This is a genomic window from Devosia sp. P1_H9 (assembly GCF_056405135.1).
This window is the reverse complement of the sequence record NZ_JBFUCQ010000008.1, coordinates 42,523-68,975: the sequence shown is the minus strand read 5'-3', so window position 1 is coordinate 68,975 and position 26,453 is coordinate 42,523. Positions and strand designations below refer to the sequence as shown.

The 26,453-nt window shown below is 66.2% G+C and carries 22 protein-coding genes; 10 read left to right on the top strand and 12 right to left on the bottom strand.

Going from position 1 to position 26,453, the window contains the following annotated elements; all coding sequences use genetic code 11:
• Nucleotides 1–294 precede the first annotated feature (294 nt).
• Nucleotides 295–1,575: a 5-aminolevulinate synthase gene (hemA, locus tag AC1DYL_RS16770; RefSeq protein WP_477174042.1), complete on the top strand. Its 1,281-nt coding sequence runs from the start codon at nucleotides 295–297 to the stop codon at nucleotides 1,573–1,575.
• 51 nt (nucleotides 1,576–1,626) lie between these two features.
• Here hemA and AC1DYL_RS16765 read toward each other — a convergent pair whose 3' ends face one another.
• Both AC1DYL_RS16765 and AC1DYL_RS16760 read right to left on the bottom strand, forming a co-directional pair.
• Entirely contained in the window at nucleotides 1,627–2,226 is a 600-nt protein-coding gene (locus AC1DYL_RS16765) for a glyoxalase superfamily protein (RefSeq protein WP_477174041.1), read from the bottom strand.
• Between the two features lie 175 nt (nucleotides 2,227–2,401).
• Nucleotides 2,402–3,115: a glyoxalase superfamily protein gene (locus AC1DYL_RS16760; protein WP_477174040.1), complete on the bottom strand. Its 714-nt coding sequence runs from the start codon at nucleotides 3,113–3,115 to the stop codon at nucleotides 2,402–2,404.
• A gap of 213 nt (nucleotides 3,116–3,328) precedes the next feature.
• On the opposite strand from AC1DYL_RS16760, the gene maiA reads away from it, so the two are divergent.
• A complete protein-coding gene (gene maiA, locus AC1DYL_RS16755) occupies nucleotides 3,329–3,964 on the top strand; it encodes a maleylacetoacetate isomerase (protein WP_477174039.1) in 636 nt (211 codons plus the stop codon).
• A 188-nt stretch (nucleotides 3,965–4,152) separates the two neighbouring features.
• Here maiA and AC1DYL_RS16750 read toward each other — a convergent pair whose 3' ends face one another.
• Together AC1DYL_RS16750 and mscL are read right to left on the bottom strand one after the other, a co-directional pair.
• Complete coding sequence (locus tag AC1DYL_RS16750; RefSeq protein WP_477174038.1) at nucleotides 4,153–4,791, bottom strand: response regulator transcription factor; 639 nt, start codon at nucleotides 4,789–4,791, stop codon at nucleotides 4,153–4,155.
• A gap of 330 nt (nucleotides 4,792–5,121) precedes the next feature.
• Nucleotides 5,122–5,550 carry a large conductance mechanosensitive channel protein MscL gene (mscL, locus tag AC1DYL_RS16745; protein ID WP_477150406.1) on the bottom strand — a complete coding sequence of 143 codons (429 nt, stop codon included), beginning with the start codon at nucleotides 5,548–5,550 and terminating at the stop codon, nucleotides 5,122–5,124.
• 321 nt (nucleotides 5,551–5,871) lie between these two features.
• Here mscL and AC1DYL_RS16740 point away from each other — a divergent pair, with 321 nt between their 5' ends.
• The gene (locus AC1DYL_RS16740; RefSeq protein ID WP_477158669.1) at nucleotides 5,872–7,488 is read left to right on the top strand and encodes a hybrid sensor histidine kinase/response regulator; all 1,617 of its coding nucleotides are present in this window, start codon (nucleotides 5,872–5,874) and stop codon (nucleotides 7,486–7,488) included.
• A gap of 88 nt (nucleotides 7,489–7,576) precedes the next feature.
• On the opposite strand, the gene AC1DYL_RS16735 is transcribed toward AC1DYL_RS16740, so the two are convergent.
• The gene (locus tag AC1DYL_RS16735) at nucleotides 7,577–8,065 is read right to left on the bottom strand and encodes a RidA family protein (protein WP_477158668.1); all 489 of its coding nucleotides are present in this window, start codon (nucleotides 8,063–8,065) and stop codon (nucleotides 7,577–7,579) included.
• Nucleotides 8,066–8,257: 192 nt separating this feature from the next.
• Between AC1DYL_RS16735 and AC1DYL_RS16730 the strand changes: the two genes are divergently transcribed.
• Nucleotides 8,258–8,953 (top strand): TetR/AcrR family transcriptional regulator C-terminal domain-containing protein, encoded by a 696-nt coding sequence (locus AC1DYL_RS16730; RefSeq protein WP_477174037.1) that lies wholly within the window; start codon nucleotides 8,258–8,260, stop codon nucleotides 8,951–8,953.
• On the opposite strand, the gene AC1DYL_RS16725 is transcribed toward AC1DYL_RS16730, so the two are convergent.
• Nucleotides 8,940–9,599 carry a response regulator gene (locus AC1DYL_RS16725; protein WP_477150403.1) on the bottom strand — a complete coding sequence of 220 codons (660 nt, stop codon included), beginning with the start codon at nucleotides 9,597–9,599 and terminating at the stop codon, nucleotides 8,940–8,942. The two genes, AC1DYL_RS16730 and AC1DYL_RS16725, sit on opposite strands and share 14 nt — an antisense overlap.
• A 260-nt stretch (nucleotides 9,600–9,859) precedes the next feature.
• Between AC1DYL_RS16725 and AC1DYL_RS16720 the strand changes: the two genes are divergently transcribed.
• From AC1DYL_RS16720 to AC1DYL_RS16710, 3 genes are all read left to right on the top strand, one after another.
• Entirely contained in the window at nucleotides 9,860–13,675 is a 3,816-nt protein-coding gene (locus AC1DYL_RS16720) for a peptidoglycan-binding protein (RefSeq protein ID WP_477174036.1), read from the top strand.
• Nucleotides 13,676–14,805: 1,130 nt separating this feature from the next.
• Nucleotides 14,806–15,738, top strand: coding sequence for a sulfite exporter TauE/SafE family protein (locus tag AC1DYL_RS16715; protein WP_477150399.1), 933 nt, complete (start codon nucleotides 14,806–14,808; stop codon nucleotides 15,736–15,738).
• Nucleotides 15,738–16,496 (top strand): TIGR02186 family protein, encoded by a 759-nt coding sequence (locus AC1DYL_RS16710; RefSeq protein ID WP_477174035.1) that lies wholly within the window; start codon nucleotides 15,738–15,740, stop codon nucleotides 16,494–16,496. The genes AC1DYL_RS16715 and AC1DYL_RS16710 overlap by 1 nt, the downstream gene beginning before the upstream one ends.
• A gap of 9 nt (nucleotides 16,497–16,505) precedes the next feature.
• Here the strand turns inward: AC1DYL_RS16710 and AC1DYL_RS16705 are convergent, their stop codons facing one another.
• The 3 genes from AC1DYL_RS16705 to AC1DYL_RS16695 form a co-directional block, all read right to left on the bottom strand.
• On the bottom strand, nucleotides 16,506–17,216 hold the full coding sequence (locus tag AC1DYL_RS16705) for a head GIN domain-containing protein (protein ID WP_477174034.1): 711 nt from the start codon (nucleotides 17,214–17,216) through the stop codon (nucleotides 16,506–16,508).
• A 165-nt stretch (nucleotides 17,217–17,381) separates the two neighbouring features.
• Nucleotides 17,382–18,113, bottom strand: a complete 732-nt coding sequence (gene pdeM / locus AC1DYL_RS16700) for a ligase-associated DNA damage response endonuclease PdeM (RefSeq protein WP_477174033.1) — start codon at nucleotides 18,111–18,113, stop codon at nucleotides 17,382–17,384.
• Nucleotides 18,110–20,644 carry a ligase-associated DNA damage response DEXH box helicase gene (locus AC1DYL_RS16695; protein ID WP_477174108.1) on the bottom strand — a complete coding sequence of 845 codons (2,535 nt, stop codon included), beginning with the start codon at nucleotides 20,642–20,644 and terminating at the stop codon, nucleotides 18,110–18,112. The genes pdeM and AC1DYL_RS16695 overlap by 4 nt, the downstream gene beginning before the upstream one ends.
• 80 nt (nucleotides 20,645–20,724) lie before the next feature.
• On the opposite strand from AC1DYL_RS16695, the gene AC1DYL_RS16690 reads away from it, so the two are divergent.
• The gene (locus tag AC1DYL_RS16690) at nucleotides 20,725–21,405 is read left to right on the top strand and encodes a nucleoside/nucleotide kinase family protein (RefSeq protein ID WP_477174032.1); all 681 of its coding nucleotides are present in this window, start codon (nucleotides 20,725–20,727) and stop codon (nucleotides 21,403–21,405) included.
• 2 nt (nucleotides 21,406–21,407) lie between these two features.
• On the top strand, nucleotides 21,408–22,748 hold the full coding sequence (locus AC1DYL_RS16685; protein ID WP_477174031.1) for an MATE family efflux transporter: 1,341 nt from the start codon (nucleotides 21,408–21,410) through the stop codon (nucleotides 22,746–22,748).
• A gap of 143 nt (nucleotides 22,749–22,891) precedes the next feature.
• Here AC1DYL_RS16685 and AC1DYL_RS16680 read toward each other — a convergent pair whose 3' ends face one another.
• From AC1DYL_RS16680 to AC1DYL_RS16670, 3 genes are read right to left on the bottom strand one after another with little or no spacing between them, the layout of a single operon-like run.
• Entirely contained in the window at nucleotides 22,892–23,968 is a 1,077-nt protein-coding gene (locus AC1DYL_RS16680; RefSeq protein WP_477174107.1) for a quinone-dependent dihydroorotate dehydrogenase, read from the bottom strand.
• 29 nt (nucleotides 23,969–23,997) lie between these two features.
• Complete coding sequence (locus tag AC1DYL_RS16675) at nucleotides 23,998–24,351, bottom strand: DUF952 domain-containing protein (RefSeq protein WP_477174030.1); 354 nt, start codon at nucleotides 24,349–24,351, stop codon at nucleotides 23,998–24,000.
• Between the two features lie 50 nt (nucleotides 24,352–24,401).
• Nucleotides 24,402–25,649 carry an MgtC/SapB family protein gene (locus AC1DYL_RS16670; protein WP_477174029.1) on the bottom strand — a complete coding sequence of 416 codons (1,248 nt, stop codon included), beginning with the start codon at nucleotides 25,647–25,649 and terminating at the stop codon, nucleotides 24,402–24,404.
• 112 nt (nucleotides 25,650–25,761) lie between these two features.
• Here AC1DYL_RS16670 and AC1DYL_RS16665 point away from each other — a divergent pair, with 112 nt between their 5' ends.
• Entirely contained in the window at nucleotides 25,762–26,406 is a 645-nt protein-coding gene (locus AC1DYL_RS16665) for a S24 family peptidase (RefSeq protein ID WP_477174028.1), read from the top strand.
• Nucleotides 26,407–26,453: the final 47 nt, after the last annotated feature.

Here is a 26,453-nt window from a genome sequence, read left to right as displayed (position 1 = left end):
CGGCCAGTGACAGGGGAACTGACATGGCCGCGCTGAACCCATTCTGAACGGCGAATATCACCGGCAGGCCAAGGCCGATGCGACAACCCCACGCACATCTGTTTGATTGGCAGCGGCCGCCCCATTGTTTAGGATGGTTCCAAGGTTCGCTGGCAAGGCTCAGTCCGGCCAATGACTTGTATTGGTCGCCGCGCGGCGAATTGACCTATGTCAATGCCGATGCCGCAGGACTAGCTATCGGTTCGCAGGTGGGTTCGCCACAGGGCGCATAGCCTGCACTTCGAGAGTGGGACAATGGACTATCGCGGGTTTTTCGAGGACGCCGTCGACACCTTGCGGCAGGAAAAACGCTACCGCGTTTTCGCCGACCTCGAACGAATTGCCGGGCGTTTTCCCCGAGCCATCTTCCGGGACAATGCCGATAACCAGCGCGAGATCACCATCTGGTGCTCGAACGACTATCTCGGTATGGGCCAGCATCCGGTGACCATCGCTGCGATGCAGGAGACCGCCGCCAAGCTCGGCGTCGGCGCCGGCGGTACCCGCAATATCTCGGGCACCAACCGTCCGCTGGTCGAGCTGGAGCGTTCGCTCGCCGACCTCCACCGCAAGGAAGGCGCCCTGGTCTTCACCTCCGGCTTCGTTTCGAACGAAGCCGCGATCGCCACCATTGCGCGGCTCTTGCCGGATTGCGTGATCTTTTCCGACCAGCTCAACCACGCCTCGATGATCCAGGGCGTGCGCCAGTCGGGCATGGAAAAGAGGATCTTCCGGCACAACGACGCGGGCCATCTGCGCGAGTTGCTCGCCTCGGTCGACAAGAAGCGGCCCAAGCTGATCGTCTTCGAGTCGATCTACTCGATGGACGGCGATGTGGCGCCGATCGCCGAGATCTGCGACCTGGCCGAGGAATTCGGCGCGCTGACCTATATCGACGAAGTGCACGCGGTGGGCATGTACGGCCCGCGCGGCGGCGGCGTGGCTGAGCGCGACGGGCTGATGGGCCGGATCGACATCGTCGAGGGCACGCTGGCCAAGGGCTTTGGCGTGATGGGCGGCTATATCGCCGCCAACCAGGCGATCATCGACGCGGTGCGCTCCTATGCACCGGAGTTCATCTTCACCACCGCCCTGCCCCCGGCTTTGTGCGCGGCGGCGCGCGCCTCTATCGAGCACCTCAAGACCTCAACGGTGGAGCGCGAGGGCCAGCAGCGCCAGGCGCACCTGACCAAGGACATTCTCGGCGATGCCGGCCTGCCGGTGCTGAAGACCGACACGCATATCGTGCCGATCATTGTCGGCGATGCGCGGCTGTGCAAAGCGGCGAGCGACATGCTGCTCGAAAAGCACAACATCTACATCCAGCCGATCAACTACCCCACCGTGCCCAAGGGCACCGAGCGGCTGCGCATCACGCCGACGCCGCTGCACACCGACGAGATGATCATCGAGCTGCGCCACGCGCTGGTGAGCGTCTGGGCCAGCCTCGAGCTGCCGCGCGAGCGGCCGACCGAGAAGGTCAGCTCGAACAAGCTGATGGGTGGGGATCTGACGCTGACGGGCGCTGGCGGCTGAGATAATCGCCTTCTCCCCTTGTGGGAGAAGGCGATCACCGAACCATTACGCCTAAACCGCCTCTTCCAGCCTGAACCCCCGTGCCCAGATCTCCCCGCTCCCTGCCAGTTGCAGCCCATAGCGGATCAGCGCCGCGGTTTCCGGCACCGCCATCACCACCTCCCGGCCGGTCCAGCCGAAATCGCCCCGTGCCGGCGTGTTCGCCACGTTGATCGGGCGGCCGTCAGCGGCGTCGAGCTTCAGCCAAATGGCGCCTCGCTCGACCGCCTTGCCCATCAGTTCGGCGCCGAACCGCACTGTCTTGCCGCGCCAGGCGTCGGCCGGGATGGTTCGCATCAGGCCGCCGAACTCGTCGACATCGACGATGCCGTTGGGGCTGGTAGAGGCGACGCGCATGGCGTCCGGAATGTCGGGATCGAGGCCGGCGCGATAGGCGTTGCCACGGCCGATGCCGGTGAGGGTCCAGCCGGCCGGCAGGGTTGGTGGGGACTCTTCGAGGCGGATGCGGGCGGCGAGCGTGTTCCAGTCGGCAAAGCCGAACTGCAGCGCCACCAGTTCGAGGCAATCGGAGTGGCCGAGCTCGAGCTTCTTCTCAGCGAGGCCCTGGCGGAGCGCGCGGGCCATCTGCTTGGCATCAAGGAAAGTCTGCATGGTCTGAACCTTTCACCGGGCAGCGATGAGGGTCAGTGCTCGCGTTGCTGACGGCTTGCCCGAGGTCAAACCACAAGGATGAAGTCGCGCGGTTCACCGTCCCCGAGGGGTGCGAGCGGCAGGCTGCACGGGCCTGCCGCTCAATGTCACCTTCGCGCGCCCGAAGTCAACGGCGTCACGCGGTGGGCCGCTCACCGCCGAAATCGAGGTTGGTGGGACGGCTCAGGTAGCGGGGCTCCGGCTCGGTGGTGGCGACTTCGGCGCCGACGGCTTCGAGGGTAAAGCGGCGAGCCCACGCCTTGCCTCTGCCGCGGAGGATGAAGCCATAATGGATGGTGGCGGCATTGTCGGGCACCGGGAGCACGATGTGCCGCTCGGTCCAGCCGTTGCTGCCTTCGAGCGGACCGCCCGGGCGGCGCGAGAGGTTGTCAAAGTGGAGGAGGCGGTTGTCGGCGCCATCGACGCGCATCCACAAGGTCGCCCTATCGGCGTCTTCAGTGCGAAGCTCGGCAGTGAGCTTCAGCCGCCTGCCACGATAGGGGTCGGCGAGGATCGACTGCATCAGGACGGCAGTCTCGCCGGCGGCGCGGTCGATGGCATAGTTGCGGTCGGGGCGGCTCTCGATCAGCGCGGCGCTCGGTGTTTTCGGGTCGAGGCCGAGGCGGTAGTTGCGCTCGTCGGTATGGCCGGCGACGTGCCAGCCGGGCGGGAGTCCGAGCGCGGTCAGCTGGGCGGCGTCGATGCGGGCCGACAGCATGTTCCAGTTGGCGAAGCCGAACTGGCGGGCGACGAGTTCGAGCGCGTCGGAGTGCGAAATCTCCTGGCCGCGTTCGGCGAGGGCCTGGCGCAAGGCCTTAGCCATAACCTTCGAGTCGAGAAAGCTATGCATGGTCTGATCCTCTGGCGGACAGCACGCAAGGTCAGTGCTCGCATTGCCGACGGGCTGTCCGTTGAGGGCTCAAACCCGGCATTTCAGACGGTGCATTCACCTCTCCCCTGAGGGCGCGAGCGGCGGGCTGCACCAGCCCGATAGCCACGATAGTCGCGGCGGCGAGTCTGTCAAAGGCTGGATTGTGACAAGGCCACGCGCCAAGGTGCCGGCATGCAATTGCGCCTCCACTCCCGCTATCAGAATTCCGCCGGACAGCGCGTTCGTATCGTGCTGAACCTCAAGGGCATCGGCTACGAGTACGTGCCGGTGCCTTCCGCCGGTTCGCCCGAATATCGCGCCATCAACCCGCAGGGGCTGATGCCGGCGCTGGAGATCGACGGGCGGATCGTGGCGCAGTCGATGGCGATCATCGGGCTACTGGAGGAGCTCTATCCTGAGCCCCCACTACTGCCGGACGATCCGATCGAGCGGGCGGAGGCGCGGGCCTTTGCGCTGCTGATCGCGGCGGATCTGCACCCGATCAACAATAACCGGGTGCGGAAGTACCTCGCGGGGCCGATGGGCGCGAGCGAAGCGCAGGTGGACGGCTGGTATCGGCACTGGGTGGCGACGGCGTTCGAGAGCCTCGAGACGGCGCTGGCGCGGCGGACACGGTCGACGCGCTATGGGTTCACCGATGCGCCCGGGTTGGCTGAGGCCTGCCTCGTACCGCAGATGGCCAATGCCCGGCGGTTCGGGTGTGATCTGGCGCCGTACCCGCTGCTCGGGGCGCTCGATGCGACTTGTCGCGATCTGCCCGAGTTCGTGGCCGCGCGCCCGGAGACACAGGTGGACTTTCCTGGGTAGGCGCCACGATCCCGGCGGACCCGAACGCCTGGCGCGAGCCGACCTCCACCCCTGTCCCCTCCCCCTAAATATGGGAGGGAGATGCCTGGCACTGACACCGAGGTTATCGGCTCCCTCCCCCTGTTCAGGGGAGGGGACAGGGGTGGGGGTCGGCTAGCGCCGGCCGAAGCCCTGTACCCGCCGGCGCCTCAGCTCGTCAGCACGATGCGCATCAGATCAGCCGTGTTGCGGGCGCCGAGCTTTTCCATGACGCGGGCGCGGTGCACCTCGATGGTGCGGGGGGAGATGCCGAGTTCGCGGCCGGCTTCCTTGTTGGACTGGCCGTTGGTGATGAGCTGCAGCACTTCGCGTTCGCGCGGGGTAAGCTGATCGAAGCCGCGCACCTCGATATGGCGGCGGCCGCCCGCAACGACGGCGCCGAGCTGGATGTCCTGCCTCAGCGCCTCGCGCACCGCGCGGACCAGGCGCTCGGAATCGATCGGCTTGGTGAAGACATCGGTGGCGCCGGCCTTCATCGCGAGCACGGCGGAATCGACCTCCGGCCGATCCTCCAGGATGAACACCGGTGTCCCCGTGCGCAGGGTCTTGACGCGCTTGAGGATGGCCAAACCGTCCTCGTTGCCGATGCGGATATTGATGATGGCGACGTCGGGCCGGCGGCGTTCCACGCCGCTCAGGAAATGCGCGGCATCGACCGAAAATGCGGTCTGGAAGCCCTCGAGCCGGAACAGGACGCTCAACGCCTCACAGGTGGAGGCGTCGGCATCGAGGACGTGGATCAAGCGATCCCGGTGCAGAAATGACGGATAGTAAAATGACTCAGTCACGACGTCCTCCGGCAACAAACGACGTAAAGACGAGATTGCGCGCTCTGGCTCAACGCGAGCCGGAAGCTCTGCGTGGACGCCGTGACGCACGATACAAGACGCTGTTCTTACGAGTATTCAGCCCACACCAACGCAACGAACTATCGTCGCGCACCATGCAACAACTGCCCGCGCACTCCGATTAGAAGAACTACGTATGCGGGAGCCCTTAATGATGATAGGGATAAATGCCTGTGTGGCGCACGTCAAGGACTATTGTCCTATCTGATAGTAGAAGGCACGTCCGGCTGACGGCCGGACGTGCGTTCGAACTGGCGGGCGAGCTGGCGCTTACTTCTGCGCCTTGATCGCGTCGCGGATCTCGGTCAGCAGCTTTTCTTCCGTCGTCGGGGCCGGTGGGGCGGCGGGGGCGGCGGCTTCCTGCCGGCGGAGGCGGTTGATGCCCTTGACCACGAGGAACAGGACGAAGGCGATGATGGTGAACTTCACCACAGCGTTGATGAACAGGCCGTAGTTGATGGTGGCGACGCCGGCGGCCTTGGCGGCGGCGACAGAGGGCACCGGCAGGTTGTTGGGGTTGGAGATGACGAAGAACAGGTTCGAGAAGTCGATCCCGTTCAGGATCAGGCCAATGATCGGCATGAACAGGTCATCGACGATGGACGAGACGATGGCACCGAACGCCGCGCCGATGATCACGCCGATGGCCAGATCCATGACGTTGCCTTTCAAGGCAAAATCGCGAAATTCCTTGAACATGTCAGTCCCCTTGGTTGGCGGCGCCGACCGGCCCTCCCGTTGCGGCAAATGACCCCAAGCCGCGCCCTCACCGGAGTTTTTCCGCTTCTTGTCGACAAAGCAACTCAACTGTTGAGTTGGAGGTGGCGCTGTGGAGCACCGGGCCCCAAAGCAACCGCAGCCGGCTGGCAGTCGGCGCGTGTGGCCGCCCCCTCCACCACCCCTTCGGGTGGTCCCCCTCCCCCGCCCCGCGGGGAGGATCAGGAGCGCGCAACGCGACTTTGTGCGGCCTTGCGAGGGGATGACGCGGGGCAGATACTTGGGACGGGCGCGAAAAAAGAGATGATCGAGACGCTGACCGACCTACAGGATTCGCTGCGACAGGCGATCGACTACATCCCGCAGGGTGTGGCTGTGTTCGACCGCGACCTGCGGCTGGTCACCTGCAACGCGCGCTATGGCGAATTGCTGGCAGTGCCGCAGGAGCTGCTGCGACCGGGGATACCGCTGTACGACATGGCGCTGTTCGTGGCGCGGCGCGGCGACCTGGGGGCCGGCGATGCGATCTCGCTGGCGGTGCAGCGCGTGCAGACGCTGACACAATCGCACACGACGGTGAGCCAGCGGCTCGGGGCCAAGGGCCAGGTGCTGGAGTTTCACTCGGCGCGGCTGCCGGATGGCGGGCTGGTGATCAGTTTTGCCGATGTGACGGCGCGGGTGGATGCGGAGACCGAACTCGCGGGCATGAACCAGACGCTCGAGGGGCGCGTCGAGGAACGCACTGCGGCGCTGATCCGGGTGAACTCCGAGCTCGAAGTGGCGCGGGCCAAGGCGGATGCGGCCAATCGCGACAAGACGCGGTTCTTTGCGGCGGCGAGCCATGACCTGCTGCAGCCGCTGAACGCGGCGCGGCTCTACACCTCGACGCTGGTGGAACGGGCCGGCGGCACCGGGCTCGACGAGTTGGCGCACTCGATCGAGGCCTCGCTGACGGCGGTCGAGGAGATCATGGCGGCGCTGCTCGATATCTCGCGGATCGATGCGGGCGCCGTGAAGCCGGCGGCGACGCCGTTCCAGGTGCGCGACCTGCTCAAGAAGGTCGATGTCGAGTTCGCGCCGCTGGCGCTGAAAAAGGAGATCGACCTCAGGCTGGTCGATACGTCGCTCGCGGTGGTTGGCGATCGGGCGCTGACGGCGCGCGTCATCCAGAACCTCGTTTCCAACGCCATCAAGTACACGCGGCCCGGTGGCCGGGTGTTGGTGGGGGCGCGGCTCAAGGGCGGACGCGTGCGGTTCGACGTGATCGATACCGGCATCGGGTTCAACAAGGACCAGCATGCGCTGATCTTCGCCGAGTTCAGCCGGCTGGAGCACGGCGCGCGGATGGCGCAGGGGCTGGGGCTGGGGCTATCGATCGTCAAGCGGCTGGTGACGGCGCTGGGGCTGACGATGGAGCTGGAGAGCAAGGAAGCCCGTGGTTCACGCTTCTCGCTTTACCTGCCGCACCACCGCTCGCCCAAGGTGGTGCCGGAGGCGAGCCCGGAACGCGAGCCGACATCGAACCTCAGCGGGTTGAGGATCCTCTGCGTCGACAATGAGCGGGCGATCCTCGATGCGATGGAGGGGCTGCTTGGCGGCTGGGGGTGCGATGTGCGCTCGGCGCGCTCGCTCAAGGATATCGACAAGGACGGGCTGCTGCTCGGCTGGCTGCCCGACCTGGTGCTGATGGACTACCACCTCGACCAGACCTCCGGCCTCGATGCGATCGAGTGGCTGCGGCACAATGTGGGCGGGCACCTGCCGGCGGCACTGGTGACGGCCGACCGCAGCCCGGCAGTGCGGGCGCTCGCCGAGGATCGCGGCATCACGGTGGTGACGAAACCGGTGAAGCCGGCGGCGCTCAGGGCCACGATCAGCCAGCTTGCCGGGCAGCGCGGGCGGAAGCGGGTGGAGGCCTAGGGCCGGCACGGCTCGGGCGCTACGGCCCTTGACCGGGATGCCAGTGCGCTCGCCTGGCAGCGAGCGCACGAATTTCTCGCGGCGCTCCCTAGTCCAGGATAACGATCGCTTCGACCTCGAACAGCATGGGGTCGACGGCCAGCCTGGGGACGGGGACCAGGGTCTGCGCCGGGAGCGCCTCGCCAAACATTTCTACGACGTTCCTTGTCAGCACCCCGAGCTTGGACATGTCGTGATCGACCACGTAGGTCGTCAGCTTGGCGACTTGATCCGGCTTTGCGCCGAGCGCGTCGAGGGCGGTGCGCAGGTTCGCGTAGGCCTGCTTGACCTGCGCGGCGAAGTCGGGCGACAGGCCGCCCGTGCTGTCCTGGCCGCCCTGCCCCGAGATATAGGCCACGCGGGCATTGGCGGGCGCGATCACTGCCGTGCTGTAGCCATTGGCCGAGGGGTCGCCGAGGTTTGGCGGGTTGACGATGGTCAGCTTGAGATCGCTCTCGCCGGCCGTCGTCGCAGTGGGAACGCCCATGGTCATGATGATTAGTCCTCCGGCAAGCAGCTGCCTGATTGTGCGTGACATGATTTCTCTCGGCTCCGAAGACCGCAAGTAGCGTGCCTTGCGGCCTCGAGGTTGAACTTCGACTCGTCCTTGCGATAGAACTCGTACGGTGTACGAGTGATGACATCGTACCACGTACGAGTCAATCGGTCGGGGATCGACAGCGGTCGCGCTGCCGGCCTAGATCGGTGCTCGGAGCAGCGAGGAAGACGGATGGTCGGCAAACGGAGCGGTGCTGGGAGAAAGGGAGCTCAGCGGACGGGCGTCCAGCCCGTACAGGAGAAGCGCGGTGAGCCGCCGCTCTCGCTCGAGCGCATCGTGGCTACTGCGGTAGAATTGCTGGATGCCCACGGGGTCAACGGACTGACGATGCGCGGGTTGGCCGATGGCCTCGGCTCGGGCGCGATGAGCCTATATTGGCACGTCGGCAACAAGGAGGAGGTCTTCGACCTGGCGCTCGACGCGGTGCTCGAGTATCGCGAGCCGCCGCAAACGGCTGGCTCCGAGGATTGGCGGGGGGAAGTCGTTCATCTGCTCGAAGACTGGCGCGCCGCGATGCTGCGCCATCCCTGGTCGGCGGCGCTGTTGCCGCGCCTGGCGCTCGGCCCGAACATCCTCAGCCGCCTGGAGCGGCTAAGCGAGGCCTTGTCCAAGGCCGGCGTGGCGGAGGCAGATCTCAATGTCGCGATCTGGTCGCTGTGGAACTATGTCATGGGCGCGACCGTCACCCGCGGGAGTTTTGAGCGTTCGGACGAGGACAGGGCTGCCGCGCAGCAGCGCCTCACAGATCTCAGCGAACGCTATCCGACAATCGAACGCACTCGCCTGCTGCTGGATAGCGATTGGGACGGGGCCTTCAGGAAAGGCCTCGACTTCCTGCTCGACGGCCTTGCGCCTACGCGCCGCTGAGCAACTCGTCGAACTGGCCATCCTCGATCTTACTGGCTGCGATCACCGCCTGGGTGCGGCTGTCGACGTCGAGCTTCTGGAGGATCGCCGAGACGTGCGCCTTCACCGTCGCTTCGGAGATCGAGAGCTCGTAGGCGATCTGCTTGTTCATCAGGCCGTCGCTGAGCATCATCAGCACGCGGACCTGCTGCGGGGTGAGCGTTGCGAGACGCCGCATCAGGGCGGACTGGGAATCCTCGGCGGGGAACTCCATGCCCTCCGGCACGTACACTTCGCCCGACAGCACCGTTTCGATGGCGCGGCGGATGTCGGCGGGACCGACCGACTTGTGGAGGTAACCCGAGGCGCCGAGCTCGAAAGCGCGGCGGACGATGCCGCCATCCTCGACGGCGGTGACGATCATCACTGGGATCTCGGGATACTGGGCACGCAGCAGCAAGAGCCCGGAAAAACCGCGCACGCCGGGCATGTTGAGATCGAGCAGCACCAGGTCGCAATCGCGGTCGGCTTCGAGCGCGGCGCTGAGGGCCGGGAGGTCGCCCGCCTCCTCGACCGAGATCGAGGGATCGCCGCCGGCCAGCGTCTGGCGCAGCGCGGCGCGGAACAGCGGATGGTCGTCGACGATGATGATGCGACGGGTGGTCATGAACGCGTGGACTCCTGGGGGCCCTACCTAACAAGCGGCTAACGGCTTTTGTATCCCACTTAAGACGGGCGTGGGGATTCAGATTTGTCGAGGGATCGCTGCCGGGAAGCCAGCTCGCTTTCTTCCACAGCCCAGTCGCATCGATTCGCAAAATGCGACGGAGCTTAACGCGATCTTTACCATGTTTTCCCAAGAGTAACCGATGCTCATGGCCCGAACTGGGTCTGAGGTGTTCTGTTTCAGGTGCTTGGGATCGACCGATGGCCCGCGCGACTTCCACGTTCCAACCGCAAGACTACGGCCAGCCAGCCTCCGGCGAATGGCAGGAGCTGCGTGGCGAACTGGTGGCCCTGCTCGACCAGGTGGAAACCCAGGTGGCGCGCACGGCGCGGCCCGAGCCGACCTATCAGGGCCTCGCCGAGCGGATGCGCGACCTGCGCCACCAGGTGACGGAAGCCGAGCCCGATACGCGCCATCGTGAAGCGCTGCGCTCGGTACAGCGGGCGATCGAGAAATTCTCCGATCGCGACGAGCCGCTGCAGCACGCCAACCCGCGCGATACGCTCGAGGCGGCGATCCAGCAGATTCGCTCGCGGCATTTCGGGGCCGCGGCCGCCCCTGCCCCGCAGATGCAAATGCAGATGCCGCAGCAGCAAATGCCGCTGCAGGCCTCGCCGCATTTCGATGAGCTGGCGGAAGCCGTGGGCGGCATCTCCACCCGCCTCGAGCGGCTCGAGGGCGAGCTCAGGGTGCAGGCCAAGGGCCAGACCACCAATGTGCGCGAGATCGCCGAACAGGTGAGCCAGCTCAGCCATGTGGTGGAGCTCTTGGCCGGCGCGGTGGGCGAGACCGGACAGGTCAAGCGGCTCGAGGGCCATATCGCTGGCCTCGCCAAGCTGATCGCCGAGGGCCCGAAGGTCGATATGGCGGCGCTGAATAAGCGGCTCGACGACGTGGCGCTGACGGTGGGCAAGCTCGCGGAGCTGCAGAAGCACTATGCCGACCGCTCCGACATGAGCGGCATGACGGCGCGGCTCGACGACGTGAGCGCGACGGTGGGGCGGCTCGCCGACCTCCAGGTGCAGTATGCCAACCGGGTCGAGAGCCCGAAGGATGGCCTCAAGGAGGCCATGGCGGCGATCGAGGACGGCGTTCGCAATATCTATGACCGGGTCGACTCGATCGAGCGGGCCATGGCGATGCCGCCGGCCGAGCTCGAGAAGATCACGGCTGAACTGGGCCGCGTGGCGCAGGCGATGAAATCGCCGCAGCAGCCGCAGGGGCTGATCGAGCTGATCGACGCTCTCAACGATCGGATTTCGGACGTCGAGGGGCGGAGTGCCGAAGTCGGTGGGCTGAAGCTCGACATGGAAGCGCTGCGCAGCACGGTGGTGAGCGCGCTGGAGCCGCGCTTTGCGGCGCTGGAGCAGCAGCTCGAGGTGCTGAGCGACAAGGTGAGCGATCGCCCGGCGGACCTCAGTGTCAGCCAGCTCGAGGCACAAGTGCGCCAGCTGGTGGCGCGCATGGACCAGACCGGCGAGCAGCTGACCGGCCTCGCCAAGATGTACTCGACGCCAGCCGCAGCCGAGCCGCCGGATTTCGACCAGTTGGCGGAAATGGTGGCGGCCCGCACGTCCGATGCGATGCGGCAACTCGATGCGCCGGGCAAGGCCGGGCTCGATGAGGCCGGTTATGCCGAAATCGAAAAGCGCGTCAGCAAGGTGATGAAGGCGGCCGCGAAGGACAAGCCGGCCGAGGACACCACGGCACTCGACGCGACGATCCGCGAAGTGAACGAGCGGCTGAAGCGGCTCGAGACATCCCTTGAGAAGAAGCCGGAGCCGGCGCCGTTGGCTACGCCGGTGAGCTTTGCCGCGATACCCGAGACGCCAGCGCCGCAGCCGGAGGCGAAGCTCGCCCCTGCCCCCGCGCTTGAACCGAAGAGCAGCCTTGTCGCGCCGCTGATCGAGGAGCTGTCGTTCGAGGACGAGCCGGTGTCTCGGCCGCAGCGCGTCGAGCTCGGCGACAGCATGCCGAGCGACCCGATCGCCGAGGCGCCGCTGGTCGACAAGCCGTTCGGCGACGATCCCAACCCGCTGCGCACGGCGCTCGAGGCCAAGAACGGGCCGCGCCGGCGTGCATCGGCCGCCGAGCCGGAGCTACCGCCGGCGCCGACATCGGCGTTCGAAATCCCCGAAGCGCCGGCCAGGCCGGTGTTCGACCCCAGCCTCGCCGAGCGCCCGCCGCAGCCCAAATCGACGCTCGACCTGCCCGCCGAGGATGTGTTCGTTGCAACGCCAGGGCCCGAAGTCACGGCGGTGGCGCCGGTGTCCGACGAGCCGCCGATGCCGAGCCGCAATACCTTCATCGAGGCACATCGCCGTGCGGCGCGCCAGGCCGCGGCCGGGAAAGCCGAGCCGATCTCGGCCGCCAGCGGCTCGCTGATCGGCAAGGCATTCGCCCGCTTCCAGGCGACGCGCAACGAGGCCGCTGCCGTGGCCGAAGCTCCATCGGTGTCGATGCCGGTCAAGCCGGCGGTGGAAAAGCAGAAGCCGGTGAAGGCCGAGAAGATCGTCAAAGAGGCGAGACCCGCGAAGCCGGCAAAGGACGAAAGCGCCAAGGCCGGGCCGTTCGGGCTGTTCAAATCGAAGGCGCCGCGCCAGTTGGCGGGCGACAAGGAGCCGGCGAGCCAGTGGCAGCCCGACGAGCCCGCGGCGCGCGTGCTGCCGGTGGCGCCCGAGCCGAGCCTCGTGGCGCTTGGCGCCGAGGAAACCAGCCCGACGGCCGACGATGCTGCGCCCAAGCGGCAGAGCTTCCTGCTGCGCCACAAGCAGCCGATCCTGCTCGCAGCGAGCGTCGTGGCATTGGCGTGCCTGACCATCAACCTGATCAACCAGCGGACGAAGCCGGCCGAGACCTCGACCACGGCGGCGCAGAATGTCGGCGATGCCGCACTGACGCCGGTGCCGCTGGCCCAGCAGGGGTTTGAAGCGCGCACGGATGCCAAGGCCGCGCCACGGGTGATCCCGACGGTCGACAAGCTGACCACCGCCTCGATCGGCGGAGCGACGCCGCAGAAGTTCGTCGCCTCGGCCGAAATGCCGAAGATGCCGGCGGCCTTCGAAGCCGCCAGCGCCGCCGCTGCCGGTGATGCGACCGAGGTCGCGAGCCTAAGTTCCAAGGTCGAGCCGCTGCTCGACAAGATGGAAAGCCCGGTGAAGGTCGACCGGCCGCCGGCCGAAGTCGGCCCCGAGCCGCTGCTGGCGGCTGCCGGCGATGGCGATGCGCGGGCACAGTTCGAGGTGGCGGCGATCTACACCGAAGGCCGTGCCGTGCCGGAAGACCTGAAGGCCGCGGCGATGTGGTACGAACGGGCGGCGGGCCAGGGCTTTGCCCCGGCGCAGTACCGGCTCGGCAACCTCTACGAGAACGGCCGCGGGGTGGAAAAGGATCTCGCCCAGGCGCGGCTCTGGTATCAGCAGGCGGCGGAAGCCGGCAACCGCATGGCGATGCACAATCTCGCGGCGCTCTATGCCGGCGGCGGGCTGGGCAACCAGCAGTTCGACGCGGCGGCCAAGTGGTTCGAGGAAGCGGCGAGCCGCGGCATGAAGGACAGCCAGTTCAACCTGGGCATGCTCTATGCCCGCGGGCTGGGCGTGAAGCAGGACCTCGCGGCCTCGTTCAAGTGGTTCTCGCTGGCCGCCAACAAGGGCGACAAGGACGCGGCCAAGTCGCGCGACGACATCGCGGCTTCGCTCGACGCGGCGACGGTGCAGAAGGTGATCGCCGAGGTTGCGTCGTTCAAGCCGGAGCCGATCGACTTCGTCGCCAACTTCGCCCCGATCGGCACCTGGAGCGCCAAATTCGACCCCGGCGCGGCGATCACCAACATCAAGGTGGTGACCGGCGTGCAGCGGGCGCTGAACCAGCTCGGCTTCGACATCGGTACGCCCGACGGAGTGGCGGGCCCTAAGACGGCCGAGGCAATCAAGAGCTTCGAGCGGCAGACCGGCATGAGCGAAAGCGGCGAGATCAACCCGCGGTTGCTGGCGGTCTTGGGAAGCCAGCCGGTTTAAGGCGAAGGTTTGGCGGGCTTTGGATGCCCTGACCCGGGGCGTCCGCTTCTGGCTCGAAACAGACATCGCAGCTACGCTGTGTCGCTACGAAGCTGTCAGTCCGCGCTCGCTTGTCTCTATGTCGTCTGAGAAACACGGGCATCTTAGTAGAGACAGCCGTAGCAAGGGTCCTCCTCATCATCATCCTCGTCGCCGCCACCTCCGCCGCCCTGGCTCTCGGTTGCGGAGCTAGAGTTGTTGCGGTCAATGTTGTCGCCGTTTTGCAGGATACCGCGCAGCGATGCGGCGCCTCTGAGGACGTCGGGCGTCTGGGCTGTACAGCTATCCGTATGACAGATGATCGCGCAATACTCGCCCTTACCATTGCAGCTGGGCTTCAAGCACGAATAGCCAAAGCCTTCAAACTTCGTGAAATTCGCCTTTACACTAGTGCAAATGCTCTGCAGCTGACCCTCGCTTGGGCGTTCCTGCATCGGCCTTATATGCGGCCTCAGCGACTCGAGTCCCGTCCTTTGCGACGAACTGCTGCTGGTATCGTTAGATATCCAACATTCTGAAAAGTCCCTAAAGCAAGTGTAGCAAGCCGCTCCATCGCAACACTGAGCGCCGTTCTCAGTTATTGTTGCTTCATGGTCTTGCAGGCATATCCAGAATGCCATCTCGACCACGCTCATGTCTGGGATGCCATCATCCTCAGCTGGCGTGGGGGTCGACAGTCCGATGAGCAGTATCAGGGATAAGAGCGACTTGAGCCACGTGAAGCGCCTAGGTGTCCACATCAGTGCACCCACCAAACGTTTGGCCGCCCTTTTCCTTAGCATTTCCTGGAGTATTTGAACAGAAAGAACGCGGGAGTGGTGCAGGTCACGCCCTTGCAGCCGCTGCTGTTCAAGACGGGAGGCGGAGCGTCCAGATCGGCAAGCGTCCGCTTGTGGCGCAAAGCGGACACAGCCCTGGCTGAGACCAAAGATGTGAGCGCCATCCCCAATTCCCGACCCGTCCGGTAGGCTAACTTCGCCTTCGTATTTTGCTGCTAGTGCTCGGTAGCATTTCGCGAAAAGTCGTCGCATTTCCGTCGCGGCCTCACGCTAGAGCCACGGGAATGCCCTAGAGCTATTGGACGCCCTCCCGTGCAGGTCTATCTGCCGATCGCCGAGCTTTCGATGAACCTGTTCTTCCTTGTGGGGATCGGGGGCGCGGTCGGGTTCCTCTCTGGGCTGTTCGGGGTGGGCGGCGGGTTCCTGTTGACGCCGCTCTTGATCTTTTCGGGCGTGCCGTCCTCGGTGGCGGTGGCGTCGGTGACTGGGCAGGTGGTGGCGGCTTCGACCTCGGGCGCGCTCAGCTACTACCGTCGCGGGCAGATCGACCTGCATATGGCGATGTACCTGGTGTTGTCGGGCGTGCTCGGGGCGTTCGGCGGCGTTGCGACGTTCCAGGTGCTGCGGGCGGCAGGGCAGCTCGATCTCGTCATCTCGCTCGGGTTCCTGATCCTCCTAGGCTTCGTCGGCACGCTGATGCTGTTCGAGGCGGCGCGGGCGATCATGAAGCGGCGTGCGGGTATCGTCGTCCGCGAAAAGCTGCCCAACCAGCACAACTGGTTCCACGGGCTGCCGTGGCGGGTGCGGTTCAAGAAGTCGCGGCTCTATATCTCGGTGATCCCGGTGCTGGCGCTGGGCGTCGCCATCGGCTTCGTCGGCTCGCTGCTCGGTATCGGCGGCGGCTTCATCCTCGTGCCGGCATTGGTTTACATCCTGCGGATGCCGGGCAACATGGTGATCGGCACCTCACTGCTGCAGGTGGTGGCGATGATGGCGGCAACCACCATCCTCCACGCCGTATCGAGCCAGAGCGTCGATATCCTCCTCGCCTTCTGCCTGATGGTGGGCGGCACGGTGGGGGCGCAGTTCGGCGCCTCGGCCGGCAAATACCTGCGCGGCGAACAGCTGCGCGCGCTGCTTGCCATCCTCGTCCTTGCGGTCGCCATCCGCTTCGGCATCAGCCTGATCATGGCGCCCAACGACGTCTATTCGACCGCCGTGATCGGCGCGTCGGGGGTGATCTGATGCGCCGGCTGCTGCTCGCGCTGACGCTCATCCTTGCGGCCTCGCCCGCGGGGGCGGAGCGGTTGGTTACGCAGGTGAGCCAGGACGAGGTGTCGATCACCTCGAGCTTCGCGGGCCAGACCCTGACGCTGTTCGGCTCCGTCGAGCCCGAGGCCGGGGCAGAGCAGCGCTTCGTCGCGGGGCCGTATCACATCATCATCACCATCACCGGGCCGCTGCAGAACCGCGTGGCACGCAGGAAGACCAACCAGTTCGGCATCTGGCTCAACTCCGCACAGGCTGAGTTCGAGCGCTTCCCGTCGTTCTACCAGGTGCTGAGCGATGCTCAGCTGAGCAACATCACCGACCCGATCACGCTTGCCGAGAAGGAAATCCCGCTCGACAGCCAGGCGCGCTACACCGCGAAAGCCGGCTGGTGGGATGCGACGGTGTTTGGCGGCGAACTGACCCGGCTGATGCAGGACAAGGGCCTGTTCAAGCTCAACGAGAACGGCGTGGTGTTCCGCTCGGACACGTTCTACTTCGCCCAGGTGGTGCTGCCATCGGATGCCCCGCCGGGGCCGTATCTGGCGCACACCTATCTGTTCAAGAACGGCGCCGTCATCGCCGAGAAATCGGACGGGTTTTCGGTGCGCAAGATTGGCTTCGAGCGGTTCCTGGGGCAATCGGCGCGAACGCAGCCGCTGCTTTACGGGTTGGTCTGTGTGGCGCTGGCGCTGTTCACCGGGTGGCTCGGCGGCGTGGTGTTCAAGCGGTAGGCGCCTCGATCACTTCTCGATCTTGACGTCGCTGCCGCTGCTCGATTCCTGCTCCACTTCGGCGGGGTTGCCGTGGATGGTGAGGTCGGAGCCGGAGGAGGCGTTGGCCTTGACCGATTTACTGGCATAGGCGTCGAGGTCCGAGCCGCTCGAGGCGTTTGCGTCCATCGTGACGCAGAGCAGGTCGTCGGCTTCGAGGTCGGAGCCGGAGGAGGCATTGGCTGTGCCGGTCTCGCAGGTGCCTTCGATCTCCAGGCCGGCGCCAGACGAGGCGTTGAGGTCGATCGACTTGCCGGCGACAGCCTTCAGCGAGAGATCGGCGCCGCTCGACGAGTTGAACTCTAGCGCGTCACCGGTGACGCCGGTCGCCTCGACATCGGAGCCGGCGCTGGCTTCGACCTTGGTGAGGGCCGGGACGGCGATGGTGAGCTTGATCTGGTCGCGGTTGCCGAAGGCGAAAAGGTCGAAGAAGCTCCAGTCGTAATAGGCCTTGAGAGTGTTGCCCTCGACCTTGAGCTTCAGATCATCGAGCAGGCGCTTGTCGGTGGCCTCGGCGGTGATCGACTGCGTGCCGCCGACGGTGACGACGGCATCGATGCCCGAGGAGACATCGAGCGCGGTGAAAGCCGGCAGTTCGATGGTGCGCGTCTCGGCGAGGGCCGGCGCCGCGAGGAGCAGCAGAGCCGCGGAGGCGGCGGCGAGCTTCGTGATCCCATGCATGTCGAGGTTCCCATTCCCGTTTGAGGCTGACACGTGGGTGGTGTGTTACATGCAGAACAAGGGTTCGGGAGCGGAATATTTTCGGGGGGATGACTGGGGCAGACGGCCCCCCACGAGTCCGAGAGCTACGCTCGAGTGGCTGGCGGCGCGGGACTCTCGGCGCCCTCACCAGGCGTCGTAACCCTGCACCAGCCGCCGCGGGCTGACCGGATATACCCTCCCCCGCCCGATCATCGCGACCTCCACCGTCGGCCAGTGCAGCAGGCCGACGAAGGCGGGACTGAGGATGTTGAGGCTGCCGGTGGCGGAGCCATAGGCGGGGAGCACCATCAGGCGGCCATCGTGGACGAAGCACGGGCGTCGGACGGAGCGGCCGTTCATCGCCACATGCGCGGCGGGGTGGAGGTGGCCGGCGATCAGCCCCTGCCCCGGTTTCGGCTCGTGCGTCAGGGTCAGGCCGGCGCGGGTAAGGCCGGTGACGCAGGTGCCGCCGAGGCTGTGCGGGGCGGGATCGTGGTTGCCGGAGATCCAGGTCCAGCGGGCCTTGCCCATCAGGCTGGTGAGGCGCAGGTGATCGGCATCGAGCAGGGTCGAGCTGCCTTCGTCGCGGTGGAAGCTGTCACCGAGTGCGATCACCTCGGTGGCACCGGTCGCGGCGATGTCGGCTTCCAGACGGCGGAGGGTGAGGCCAGTGTCGTAGGGCGGGAGAAGACTGCCGCGCTTGGCGTAGGACGACAGCTTTTCGAGGTGCAGATCGGCGACCAGCAGCGCGTTCTCGGCGGCCCAGTAGAGGGCGCCAGAGGGGAGCGGTTCAAAGCTATGACCGGCGAAGTGCAGGTGCACGGGGTCGCCTTTGTCGTCGATCGGGGCGGTGCGCGCCGCCCAGGCTGAAGTCAATTCGCCCGCTTCCTCATTTCCGGGCTCACGCCCATGGCCTCGGCGATCAGTTCCTCGGCGGCTTCGGCCATGGTGCTCTCGCGGGCCTCGCCGACGACGGGAACTTTGCCGATATCGAGCAATACCGGTACCGCCAATGGCGAGATTCGGTCGAGCGGCTTGTGTACGATGTGACGCTTGATGCGGGCGAGCATGTGGCCGAGCCGCTCGATATCGAGCAGGCCGCGTGCCGCGTCGCGGCGGGTGGCCTGGATCAGGATGTGGTCGGGCTCGTGCTGGTAGAGCACGTCGTAGATAATGTCGGACGAGACCGTGATCTGGCGGCCAGTCTTTTCCTTCTGCCCCGGATGCCGGCGCTCGATCAGGCCGGCGATGATGGCGCAGTTGCGGAAGGTGCGGCGCATCAACTGGCTCTCATCGAGCCATTCCTCGAGATCGTCGCCCAGCATGTCTTCGTCGAACAGTTCGTCGAGCGAGAGCCGGCCGGTGCGGATCAGGCCCGAGAAATCGCCGAGGCCCCAGACGGCGAGTGAATAGTCGGAAGCGACGAAGCCGAGCGGGCGGGCGCGGGCGCGTTCCAGCCGGCGCGTCAGCAGCATACCGAGGGTTTGGTGCGCGAGCCGGCCCTCGAAGGGGTAGCAGACAAGGTAGTTCTGCGCGCCGCGGGGGAAGGTTTCGACCAGCAGGCTATCCGGCTGCGGCAGGATCGAGGCCTCCTGCTGGAGGCGAAGCCAGTCCGAAACCTGGTCGGGCAGCAGGTGCCATTCGTCGGGATGCGCGAGGAGCTTTCGCACCCCATCCGCGAGGAAGGTGGAGAGCGGGAACTTGCCGCCCATATAGGAGGGGATTTTCGGGTCCTTGCCCTGCGAGCGGCTGACATAAGCCTCGCTCTCGAACATCCCCTCGTAGGCGACGATTTCGGAGCCGAAAAGGAAGGTGTCGCCCCTGGTGAGGGTGGTGAAGAAATACTCCTCCATCTCCCCTAGCACCCTGCCGAACCGGCCGATCGGGCCGGTGGTGGCGCCGCGGGTGAAGCCGCGGCCCTTGACCAGCCGGACTTTCACCATCGGCTCCTCGACGATGGTGCCGACGTTGAGCCGGTATTGCTGGGCGATGCCCGGGTTGGAGATGCGGAACTTGCCGTCGGCGGTTTTCCTCAGCTTGGCGTAGCGCTCGTACGCGCGGAGCGCGTAGCCGCCGGTAGCGACGAAATCGACGGTGCGCTCGAACTGCTCCCAGCTGAGATCGCGATAGGGCCAGGCGCGACGGATTTCGGCATGCAGCGCTACCGGATCGAAGGCGTTGGCGCAGGCCGTGCCGAGGATGTGCTGGGCCAGCACGTCGAGCCCCCCCGAGACCGGGTCCTCGCTGTCCTGATGGTTGTTCTCCACCGCCTCCAGCGCAGCCTCGCATTCCAGCACTTCGAAGCGGTTGGAGGGGACGAACAGCGCCTTCGATGGTTCATCGAGCCGGTGGTTGGCGCGGCCGATGCGCTGCAGCATACGGGACGAGCCCTTGGGGGCGCCGACCTGCACCACGAGATCCACATCGCCCCAGTCGATGCCGAGATCGAGGGTGGAGGTGCAGACCACCGCCCGCAGCCGCCCCTCCGACATCGCCGCCTCGACCTTCCGGCGCTGTTCGACGGCGAGCGAGCCGTGGTGCATGGCGATGGGCAGCATGTCCTCGTTGGCCTGCCACAGCTCCTGGAACAGCATTTCGGCCTGGCTTCGCGTGTTGACGAACAGCAGCGTGGTTTTGTGGTCCTTGATGGTGCGGTAGAGGTCAGGGATGGCGTAGAGCGAGGAGTGGCCGGCCCAGGGGATCACCTGCTCGGACTTGAGGATTTCGATATGCGGCTTGGCGCCGCCCTGCCCCATCAGCAGCCGCGCATCGGCGCCGGGGACGGGGCTGGCGATCCAGTCGCGCAGCAGGTCGGGGCGGGCGACTGTGGCGCTGAGCGCGGTGATCCGTAGTTGCAGCGCGATGGTGCCAAGGCGGGCGATGCCGAGCGACATCAGCTCGCCGCGCTTGTTGGTGACCATGGCATGCAGTTCGTCGAGCACGACGCGCTTCAGGTTGCCGAACAGCTTGTCGGCATCGCCGTGGCTGAGCAGCAGGGCCAGCTGCTCGGGCGTCGTCAGCAGGATCTGCGGCGGGTCGTAGCGCTGGCGCTGGCGCCGGTGCGAAGGGGTATCGCCGGTGCGGGCCTCGACCTTGATCGGCAAGCCCATCTCGCTGATCGGCGTCATCAGGTTGCGCTGCACGTCGACCGCCAGCGCCTTCAGCGGCGAGAGGTAGAGCGTGTGGAGGCCGGGGCGCGGGTTCTCGATCAGGTCGTTGATGGTGGGGAGGAACCCCGCCAGCGTCTTGCCGGCGCCGGTGGGGGCGATCAGCAGCGCGGAGTCGCCAGCCTCGGTGGCCTCCAGCACGCTCAGCTGATGGGCGCGCGGGGCCCAGCCCTTGCCGGCGAACCAGTCGGTGATCTCACGGTGGAGGGGCAAGGGACGTTCCCGGTTTGTGCACAGTATGGGGGCGCGCCGTTTGGGCGGCAAGGGGTGTCTGCCAGCCGCGGAATCCGATAGTGAAGGTGCCGCCGGGAGGACTCGCCGTGAACGACAACGAACAGCAGGTGTTGCAGCTGAAGCCGGAGGCGGCGCTCGCGTTGCTTGTGGAACGGGCGCAGCGGATGCTGTCGACCTATGACGGGCGCATCGCCATCGGGCTTGCCGGTGGGCCGGGCGTCGGCAAATCGACGCTGGCGGTGAAGCTGGTGGAGGCGCTGAACGCAGGCACTCCCGGCCTTGCCGCCTATGTGCCGATGGACGGCTTCCACATGCGCCACGCCAAGCTCGAAAGCCTCGGCACCGTGAAGGACAAGGGTGCGCCGCACACCTTCGAGGGGGCGGCATTTGCCGAGTTTCTCGCCGGGGTGAAGGCGGCTACGATGCAGGTGAGCGGGCCGGGCTATTCGCGCGAGATCGAGGACGTGGTGATCGATGCGTTCATCGTGCCTGCCGGCGTGCGGGTGCTGGTGGTCGAGGGCAATTACCTCCTGCTCGCCAACGCGCCGTGGTGGCAGGTGCGGCCGCTGCTCGATCTCGCTGTGTTCATCGACCTGCCGCGCGCTACGGTGAAGGCGCGGCTGCTGGCGCGGCATGCGGAACACGGGTTGTTCACCGCAGAGCGCAACCGCCAGCATGTCGAGCGTGTGGACCTCGCCAATTACGACCTGGTGAAACGGTCGCGTGGCCGTGCCGATATCGCGATAGACCTTCTCACCGAGCGCTGAACTTGACCCGACCGAGCTATCCGTTCGACGTGCGCTCGCGCGACGTCTGGGCCATCGCCTTGCCTGCGTCCGTGGCCTTCATCACCGAGCCGCTGGCCGGGCTGGTCGATATCACCGTGATCGGCCGGCAAGGCGATGCGGCGATGCTTGGCGGCGTGGTGCTGGGCGCGCTGGTGTTCGATTTCATCTTCTCGATGGCGTATTTCCTGAGGACCGGCACCGCCGGGCTGACCGCGCAGGCGATCGGGGCGCGCGATCCGCGCGACGGCCTGCTGCATCTGGCGCGAGCGATCGGCATCGGGGTGATCGCTGCGGCGCTGATGATAGCGCTGCAGGTGCCGTTGCTGGGGCTCGCCAACCTGGCGATGGCGCCGACGCCGGGCGTTGCCGATGCGATGCGGCAGTATTTCGAGGTGCGCATCTGGGCCGCGCCATTCTCGCTGATCAACTACGCGCTGCTCGGCTGGTTCTATGGGCGGGCGCGGGCCAAGACCGGCATGATGCTGCAGATGGTGATCCACGGGCTCGATATCCCGCTGTCGATCATTTTCGTGATGAACCTGGGCTGGGGGCCGCATGGCGCGGCACTGGCGACGGTGATCGGACAGGCGGCGGCGTGCCTGCTCGGGCTGGTGCTGATGATCCGGCATTTCGGCGGGTTCGCCAAGGTCGCGGCGCTGATCGTGCCGGACGATCTGTTCCACGGCCATGCACTGAGGCGGATGTTCGGGCTGAGCCGTGACTTGATGATCCGCTCGATCGCGCTGATGGGAGCCTACGGCTATTTCGCGGCGCAGGGCTCGCGGCTGGGCGAGGTGCCGCTCGCGGCCAATGCAATCCTCCTCAACTTCCTGATGATCTCGGGCTTTTTCCTCGACGGCATCGCGCAGGCGGCGGAGCAACTTTGCGGCAAGGCGGTCGGCGCGAACTGGCGGCCGGCGTTCGATCGCGCCTACGCGCTCGGGTTCCAGTGGGGGACCGTCATCGCGGTGGGGCTGGCGATCGTGTGGTTCGCGGGCGGCTGGTACCTGATCGACTTCATGACGACGAGCGAACCGGTGCGGGAATATGCCCGGATGTTCCTGTGGATCGCGGCGCTATCATCGCTCACCGGCATGCCGGCCTTCGTGTTCGATGGAATACTGGTCGGCGTGACCCTCAACACCGTGATGCGCAACGGCATGGTGCTGGCGCTGGCACTGTTCCTGGTCGCCGCGGTGGTGCTGCAGGGGGCGTTCGGGAATACCGGGCTGTGGGCGTCGATCCACCTGTTCTTCCTCTTCCGCGCTGGGTTCTACTGGTGGGCGCTGGAGCGGAAGAAGGCGGGGTTGTTTTCGGCCTAGCTTGCCAAAGGGCTGGTGCGGGAAACGCACCCCCACCCCTGTCCCCTCGCCGCAAGGGGGAGGGAGACCAAAACACTGACGTCGGTGAGAGCGTCTCCTCCCCCTGGCGGGAGGGACAGGGTGGGTATCTTCTATGCTCGATGCTAGAGGCTAGCCTTTCCCGAAGCCCACTCCGCCGTCGTCCGGCCCGTCAGTTCCGACACCGACTTCAGTCCCTTGCTGCGCACCGCCGCACTCAGCCCGCGCTTCAGCCGGTCGAGCATATCGAGCCCACCAAACACCAGCGCCGAGTAAAGCTGGATCGCGTCCGCGCCGGCTTCGAACTTCGCCACCGCGCTCTCCGGCGAATGGATGCCCCCTACCCCGATGATCGGCAGCTTGCCGACGCGCTGGCGGACCTGCGCCAGCTTCTGGGTGGAGAGGTTGAACAGCGGTTTGCCGCTCAGCCCGCCGGTCTCGGTGGCGTTTTCCATCCCGAGGACCGGGTCGCGCGACAGCGTGGTGTTGGAGACGATGAGGCCGTCGAGATCGGTGGCGAGCACCACCTTGGCGATGCCGTCGAGGGCCTTCTCGTCCAGATCGGGGGCGATCTTCAGCAGCACCGGGACGCGGACCGAGGCCTTGGAGCGGGCCTTCAGCACCGCCGCCAACAGGCGGGTCAGGGCTTCATCGGCCTGCAGGTTCCGCAGCCCCGGCGTGTTGGGCGACGAGATGTTGACCGTCAGGTAATCGGCGACTTCGGCGAAGCGGGTGACGCCCTTGACGTAGTCGGTGACGAAATCCTCGCTGTCCTTGTTGGCCCCGATGTTCACCCCGAGGATGGCGCCGACATGGGCGCCCTTGAGGCGCGCGAAGGCCGCTTCGTGGCCCTCGTTGTTGAAGCCCATGCGGTTAATGACGCCTTCGGCGGGGCCGACGCGGAACAGGCGCGGCTTGGGATTTCCGGTCTGCGGGCGCGGCGTGACGGTGCCGACTTCGACCATCCCGAAGCCCATGCGAGCGAGTGGCTTGGGCACCTCGGCGTTCTTGTCGAAACCGGCGGCCATGCCGATCGGGTTCTTGAGGTCGAGGCCGCATAGGGTGATGCGCAGTTCCGGCGGATCGACGCCTTCCTGCTCGGGCGCGAGGCCGAGGCGCAGGGCGCTGATGGTGGCGCCGTGCGCGATCTCGGGGTCCATCTTCAGCAGCGCGTCGCGGGTGAGGCCCGCGAGCAGCGGCATGCGGAGCAGCGGCGAGAGGCGCGTGAAGATCATTTGACCCAATCCGGCAGCTTGACGCGACCACCGGCGGGAACGTCGAGGGGCGTCATGTTGGAGACAGCGGACATCGCCAGCGTGGCGAAGAGATGCGGGAACAGGTCGCCGCCCCGCGAGGCTTCCCATTTCAGCGCGTCGCCGAGTGGCGCGCACGGGACCTGGAACAACACCTGGTCGCTGAGACCGGCGAAGTAGAGCCGGATGGTTTCGGCCAGTTGCGGGGCGCTGGAAAAGTGGATGTAGCCGTCCTTCAGGTCGATCGGCTGGCCGACGAAATGGCCGGCGGCGAGCGAGGCGTCATAGATCTCGCGGCTCGCGACCTTGTAGATGAAATCGGGGGTTTGCATCGAGGTGACCATGCCTAGCCTTTTGGGCGAGCGAGGCGGCGATGACAAGCTCAGCGGAAGAAAAACCAGCCGAGCCCAGCTGCAATAAGGCCCACTGTGCTGGCGGCGCCGACGTAAAGCCCGATGGCGCGGCCGCCCGTTACGGCGGCGATGACGGCCTTGGAGATCGTGTTGACCCCGACCGCGATGATGATGGCGAGCGTTGCGACGTCGAGCCCCAGATTGCCGGCCTGGCGCGCCATCGACACGGTGACCGCATCGACATCTGCGATGCCCGAGATCGCCGCGACGGCGAGCACCGCACCGGCGCCGATCAACCGGCGGGCGAACTCAGCGGCGATGGTGACGATGGCGATGAACGCCGCGAGCTTCAGGGCCGTGCCGATCTCGAGTGGGTTGGTGATCTCGAGTTTTGGCGAGCGCTTTTCGCGGTTGCCGGTGAGCAGCAGGAAGGCCGCGGCAGCGCCAAGGCCGAGGGCCAGCGCGCCAATGGGAGCGGCGAGCGGCACGACCAGCGCCGGATTGAGCAGTGCCGCGAGGACGCCGACGCGCAGCGCCATGACCAGCCCGGCAATGAGGATGCCAGACGAGAGGAGCTTGGCGGATTCCGGATGCGCCTTGCCGAGCCGGGCGAGCGAGAGCGTCGCCGCGGTAGACGAAGCAAGTCCGCCGGCGGCAGCCGCCATCAGCACGCCGAGCTGATCGCCGAAGATGCGCACCGCGATGTACCCGCCGAACGAGATGGCGGCGATCATGATGGCGAACAGCCAGATCTCGAACAGGTTGAGCACGCCCCAGGGATCGACCGGCTTCTGCGGCAGGAATGGCAGCAGCAGGAAGGTCATGGCGAGGAGGATCAGGACGGAGCGCAGCTCCTCCCACTTGAGCGAGGCGACCCACTCGTGCAGCTGGGTGCGCAGCGCCAGCAGCAGGGTCATGGCCACGGCAGCGCCTATCGCCACGGTCAACTCGCCGAGCACGGCATAGGCGCCGAGCGCAAAGGTGAGCGCGCCGGCGACGACCGAGGTGACGCTGAAGTTCTGTTCGCGCTTTGCCTCGAGCCAGTGGAAGGCGGCGAAGACGGCGAGATAGCCGAGGAAGATCGCGGCGAGCACGATCGGATCGCTGACTGAAGAGAGGGCTGCGGCGATGCCGCCCAAAAGCCCCGACAGCGCGAAAGTGCGGAAGCCGGCCGCGCGCTGGCCGTCCTCCTCCTCGCGGGTCTTCCACCCTCGTTCCAGCCCGACAAGCAGGCCGACGGCCAGGGCGACGGCGAGGCGAGTCACGAGATCCATCATGCCCGTCGCACTCCCTCCCCGGTGGCACTCCGGCTTTACAAGCCGGACGGCGATCCGTACAATAGGACTAGTTTCCTCATGGGACAAGTTTCCTCGTAAAGCGGCTAGGCACGTGCTGTCACACGGCGACATCTGGAGCGCGATCGATGCGATTGCTGAACGGCACGGACTCTCGGCGTCCGGGCTGGCTCGGCTTGCCGGGCTGGATGCAACGGCGTTCAACAAATCGAAGCGGGTGAGCAAGGACGGACGCGAGCGTTGGCCCTCGACGGAGAGCGTTGCGAAGATCCTCGAGGCGACGAACGAGAGTTTCGACGCGTTCCTCAGCGGCGGCGGCGCCTACGTGCAGATGCAGGCAACGAACGTGGTGCGCTCGTTCGTGCCGCTGCTGGGCCTCGGGCAGGCCGGCTCGGGTGGGTTTTTCGACTCGGCTGGATTCCCGCAGGGACAAGGCTGGGACGAGGTAGCGTTCCCCTCGGCGCCCGAGGATGGAAGCTACGCGCTGGAAGTGGCGGGCGACTCGATGCAGCCGCTCTATCGCGATGGCGACATCATCGTGGTTTCGCCCACTGTGCAGATGCGGCGCGGTGATCGCGTGGTGGTCAGGACCAAGGATGGCGAAGTGCTGGTGAAGATCCTGCACCGCCAAACACCGAAACTCTTGGAGCTGCACTCGCTCAACCCCGCGCACGGCCCGAGGGTGGTCGAGATGAAGGACGTCGAGGGCATGGGCCGGATCGTGTGGGCGAGCCAGTAGGCTGGCCTGCTCTCTCAACTCACCTTCTCCCACAATGGGAGAAGGCA

Coding starts and splice junctions, on each gene's coding strand:
- AC1DYL_RS16740 (WP_477158669.1), top strand. CDS start 5,872: ATGATCGAGACGCTGACCGACCTACAGGATTCGCTGCGACAGGCGATC.
- AC1DYL_RS16710 (WP_477174035.1), top strand. CDS start 15,738: ATGCGCCGGCTGCTGCTCGCGCTGACGCTCATCCTTGCGGCCTCGCCC.
- AC1DYL_RS16725 (WP_477150403.1), bottom strand. CDS start 9,599: ATGACCACCCGTCGCATCATCATCGTCGACGACCATCCGCTGTTCCGC.
- AC1DYL_RS16670 (WP_477174029.1), bottom strand. CDS start 25,649: ATGATGGATCTCGTGACTCGCCTCGCCGTCGCCCTGGCCGTCGGCCTG.
- AC1DYL_RS16735 (WP_477158668.1), bottom strand. CDS start 8,065: ATGTCACGCACAATCAGGCAGCTGCTTGCCGGAGGACTAATCATCATG.
- AC1DYL_RS16720 (WP_477174036.1), top strand. CDS start 9,860: ATGGCCCGCGCGACTTCCACGTTCCAACCGCAAGACTACGGCCAGCCA.
- AC1DYL_RS16705 (WP_477174034.1), bottom strand. CDS start 17,216: ATGCATGGGATCACGAAGCTCGCCGCCGCCTCCGCGGCTCTGCTGCTC.
- AC1DYL_RS16730 (WP_477174037.1), top strand. CDS start 8,258: ATGGTCGGCAAACGGAGCGGTGCTGGGAGAAAGGGAGCTCAGCGGACG.
- AC1DYL_RS16765 (WP_477174041.1), bottom strand. CDS start 2,226: ATGCAGACTTTCCTTGATGCCAAGCAGATGGCCCGCGCGCTCCGCCAG.
- AC1DYL_RS16760 (WP_477174040.1), bottom strand. CDS start 3,115: ATGCATAGCTTTCTCGACTCGAAGGTTATGGCTAAGGCCTTGCGCCAG.
- hemA (WP_477174042.1), top strand. CDS start 295: ATGGACTATCGCGGGTTTTTCGAGGACGCCGTCGACACCTTGCGGCAG.
- mscL (WP_477150406.1), bottom strand. CDS start 5,550: ATGTTCAAGGAATTTCGCGATTTTGCCTTGAAAGGCAACGTCATGGAT.
- maiA (WP_477174039.1), top strand. CDS start 3,329: ATGCAATTGCGCCTCCACTCCCGCTATCAGAATTCCGCCGGACAGCGC.
- AC1DYL_RS16680 (WP_477174107.1), bottom strand. CDS start 23,968: ATGCCGCTGCTCGCGGGCCTCACCCGCGACGCGCTGCTGAAGATGGAC.
- AC1DYL_RS16675 (WP_477174030.1), bottom strand. CDS start 24,351: ATGCAAACCCCCGATTTCATCTACAAGGTCGCGAGCCGCGAGATCTAT.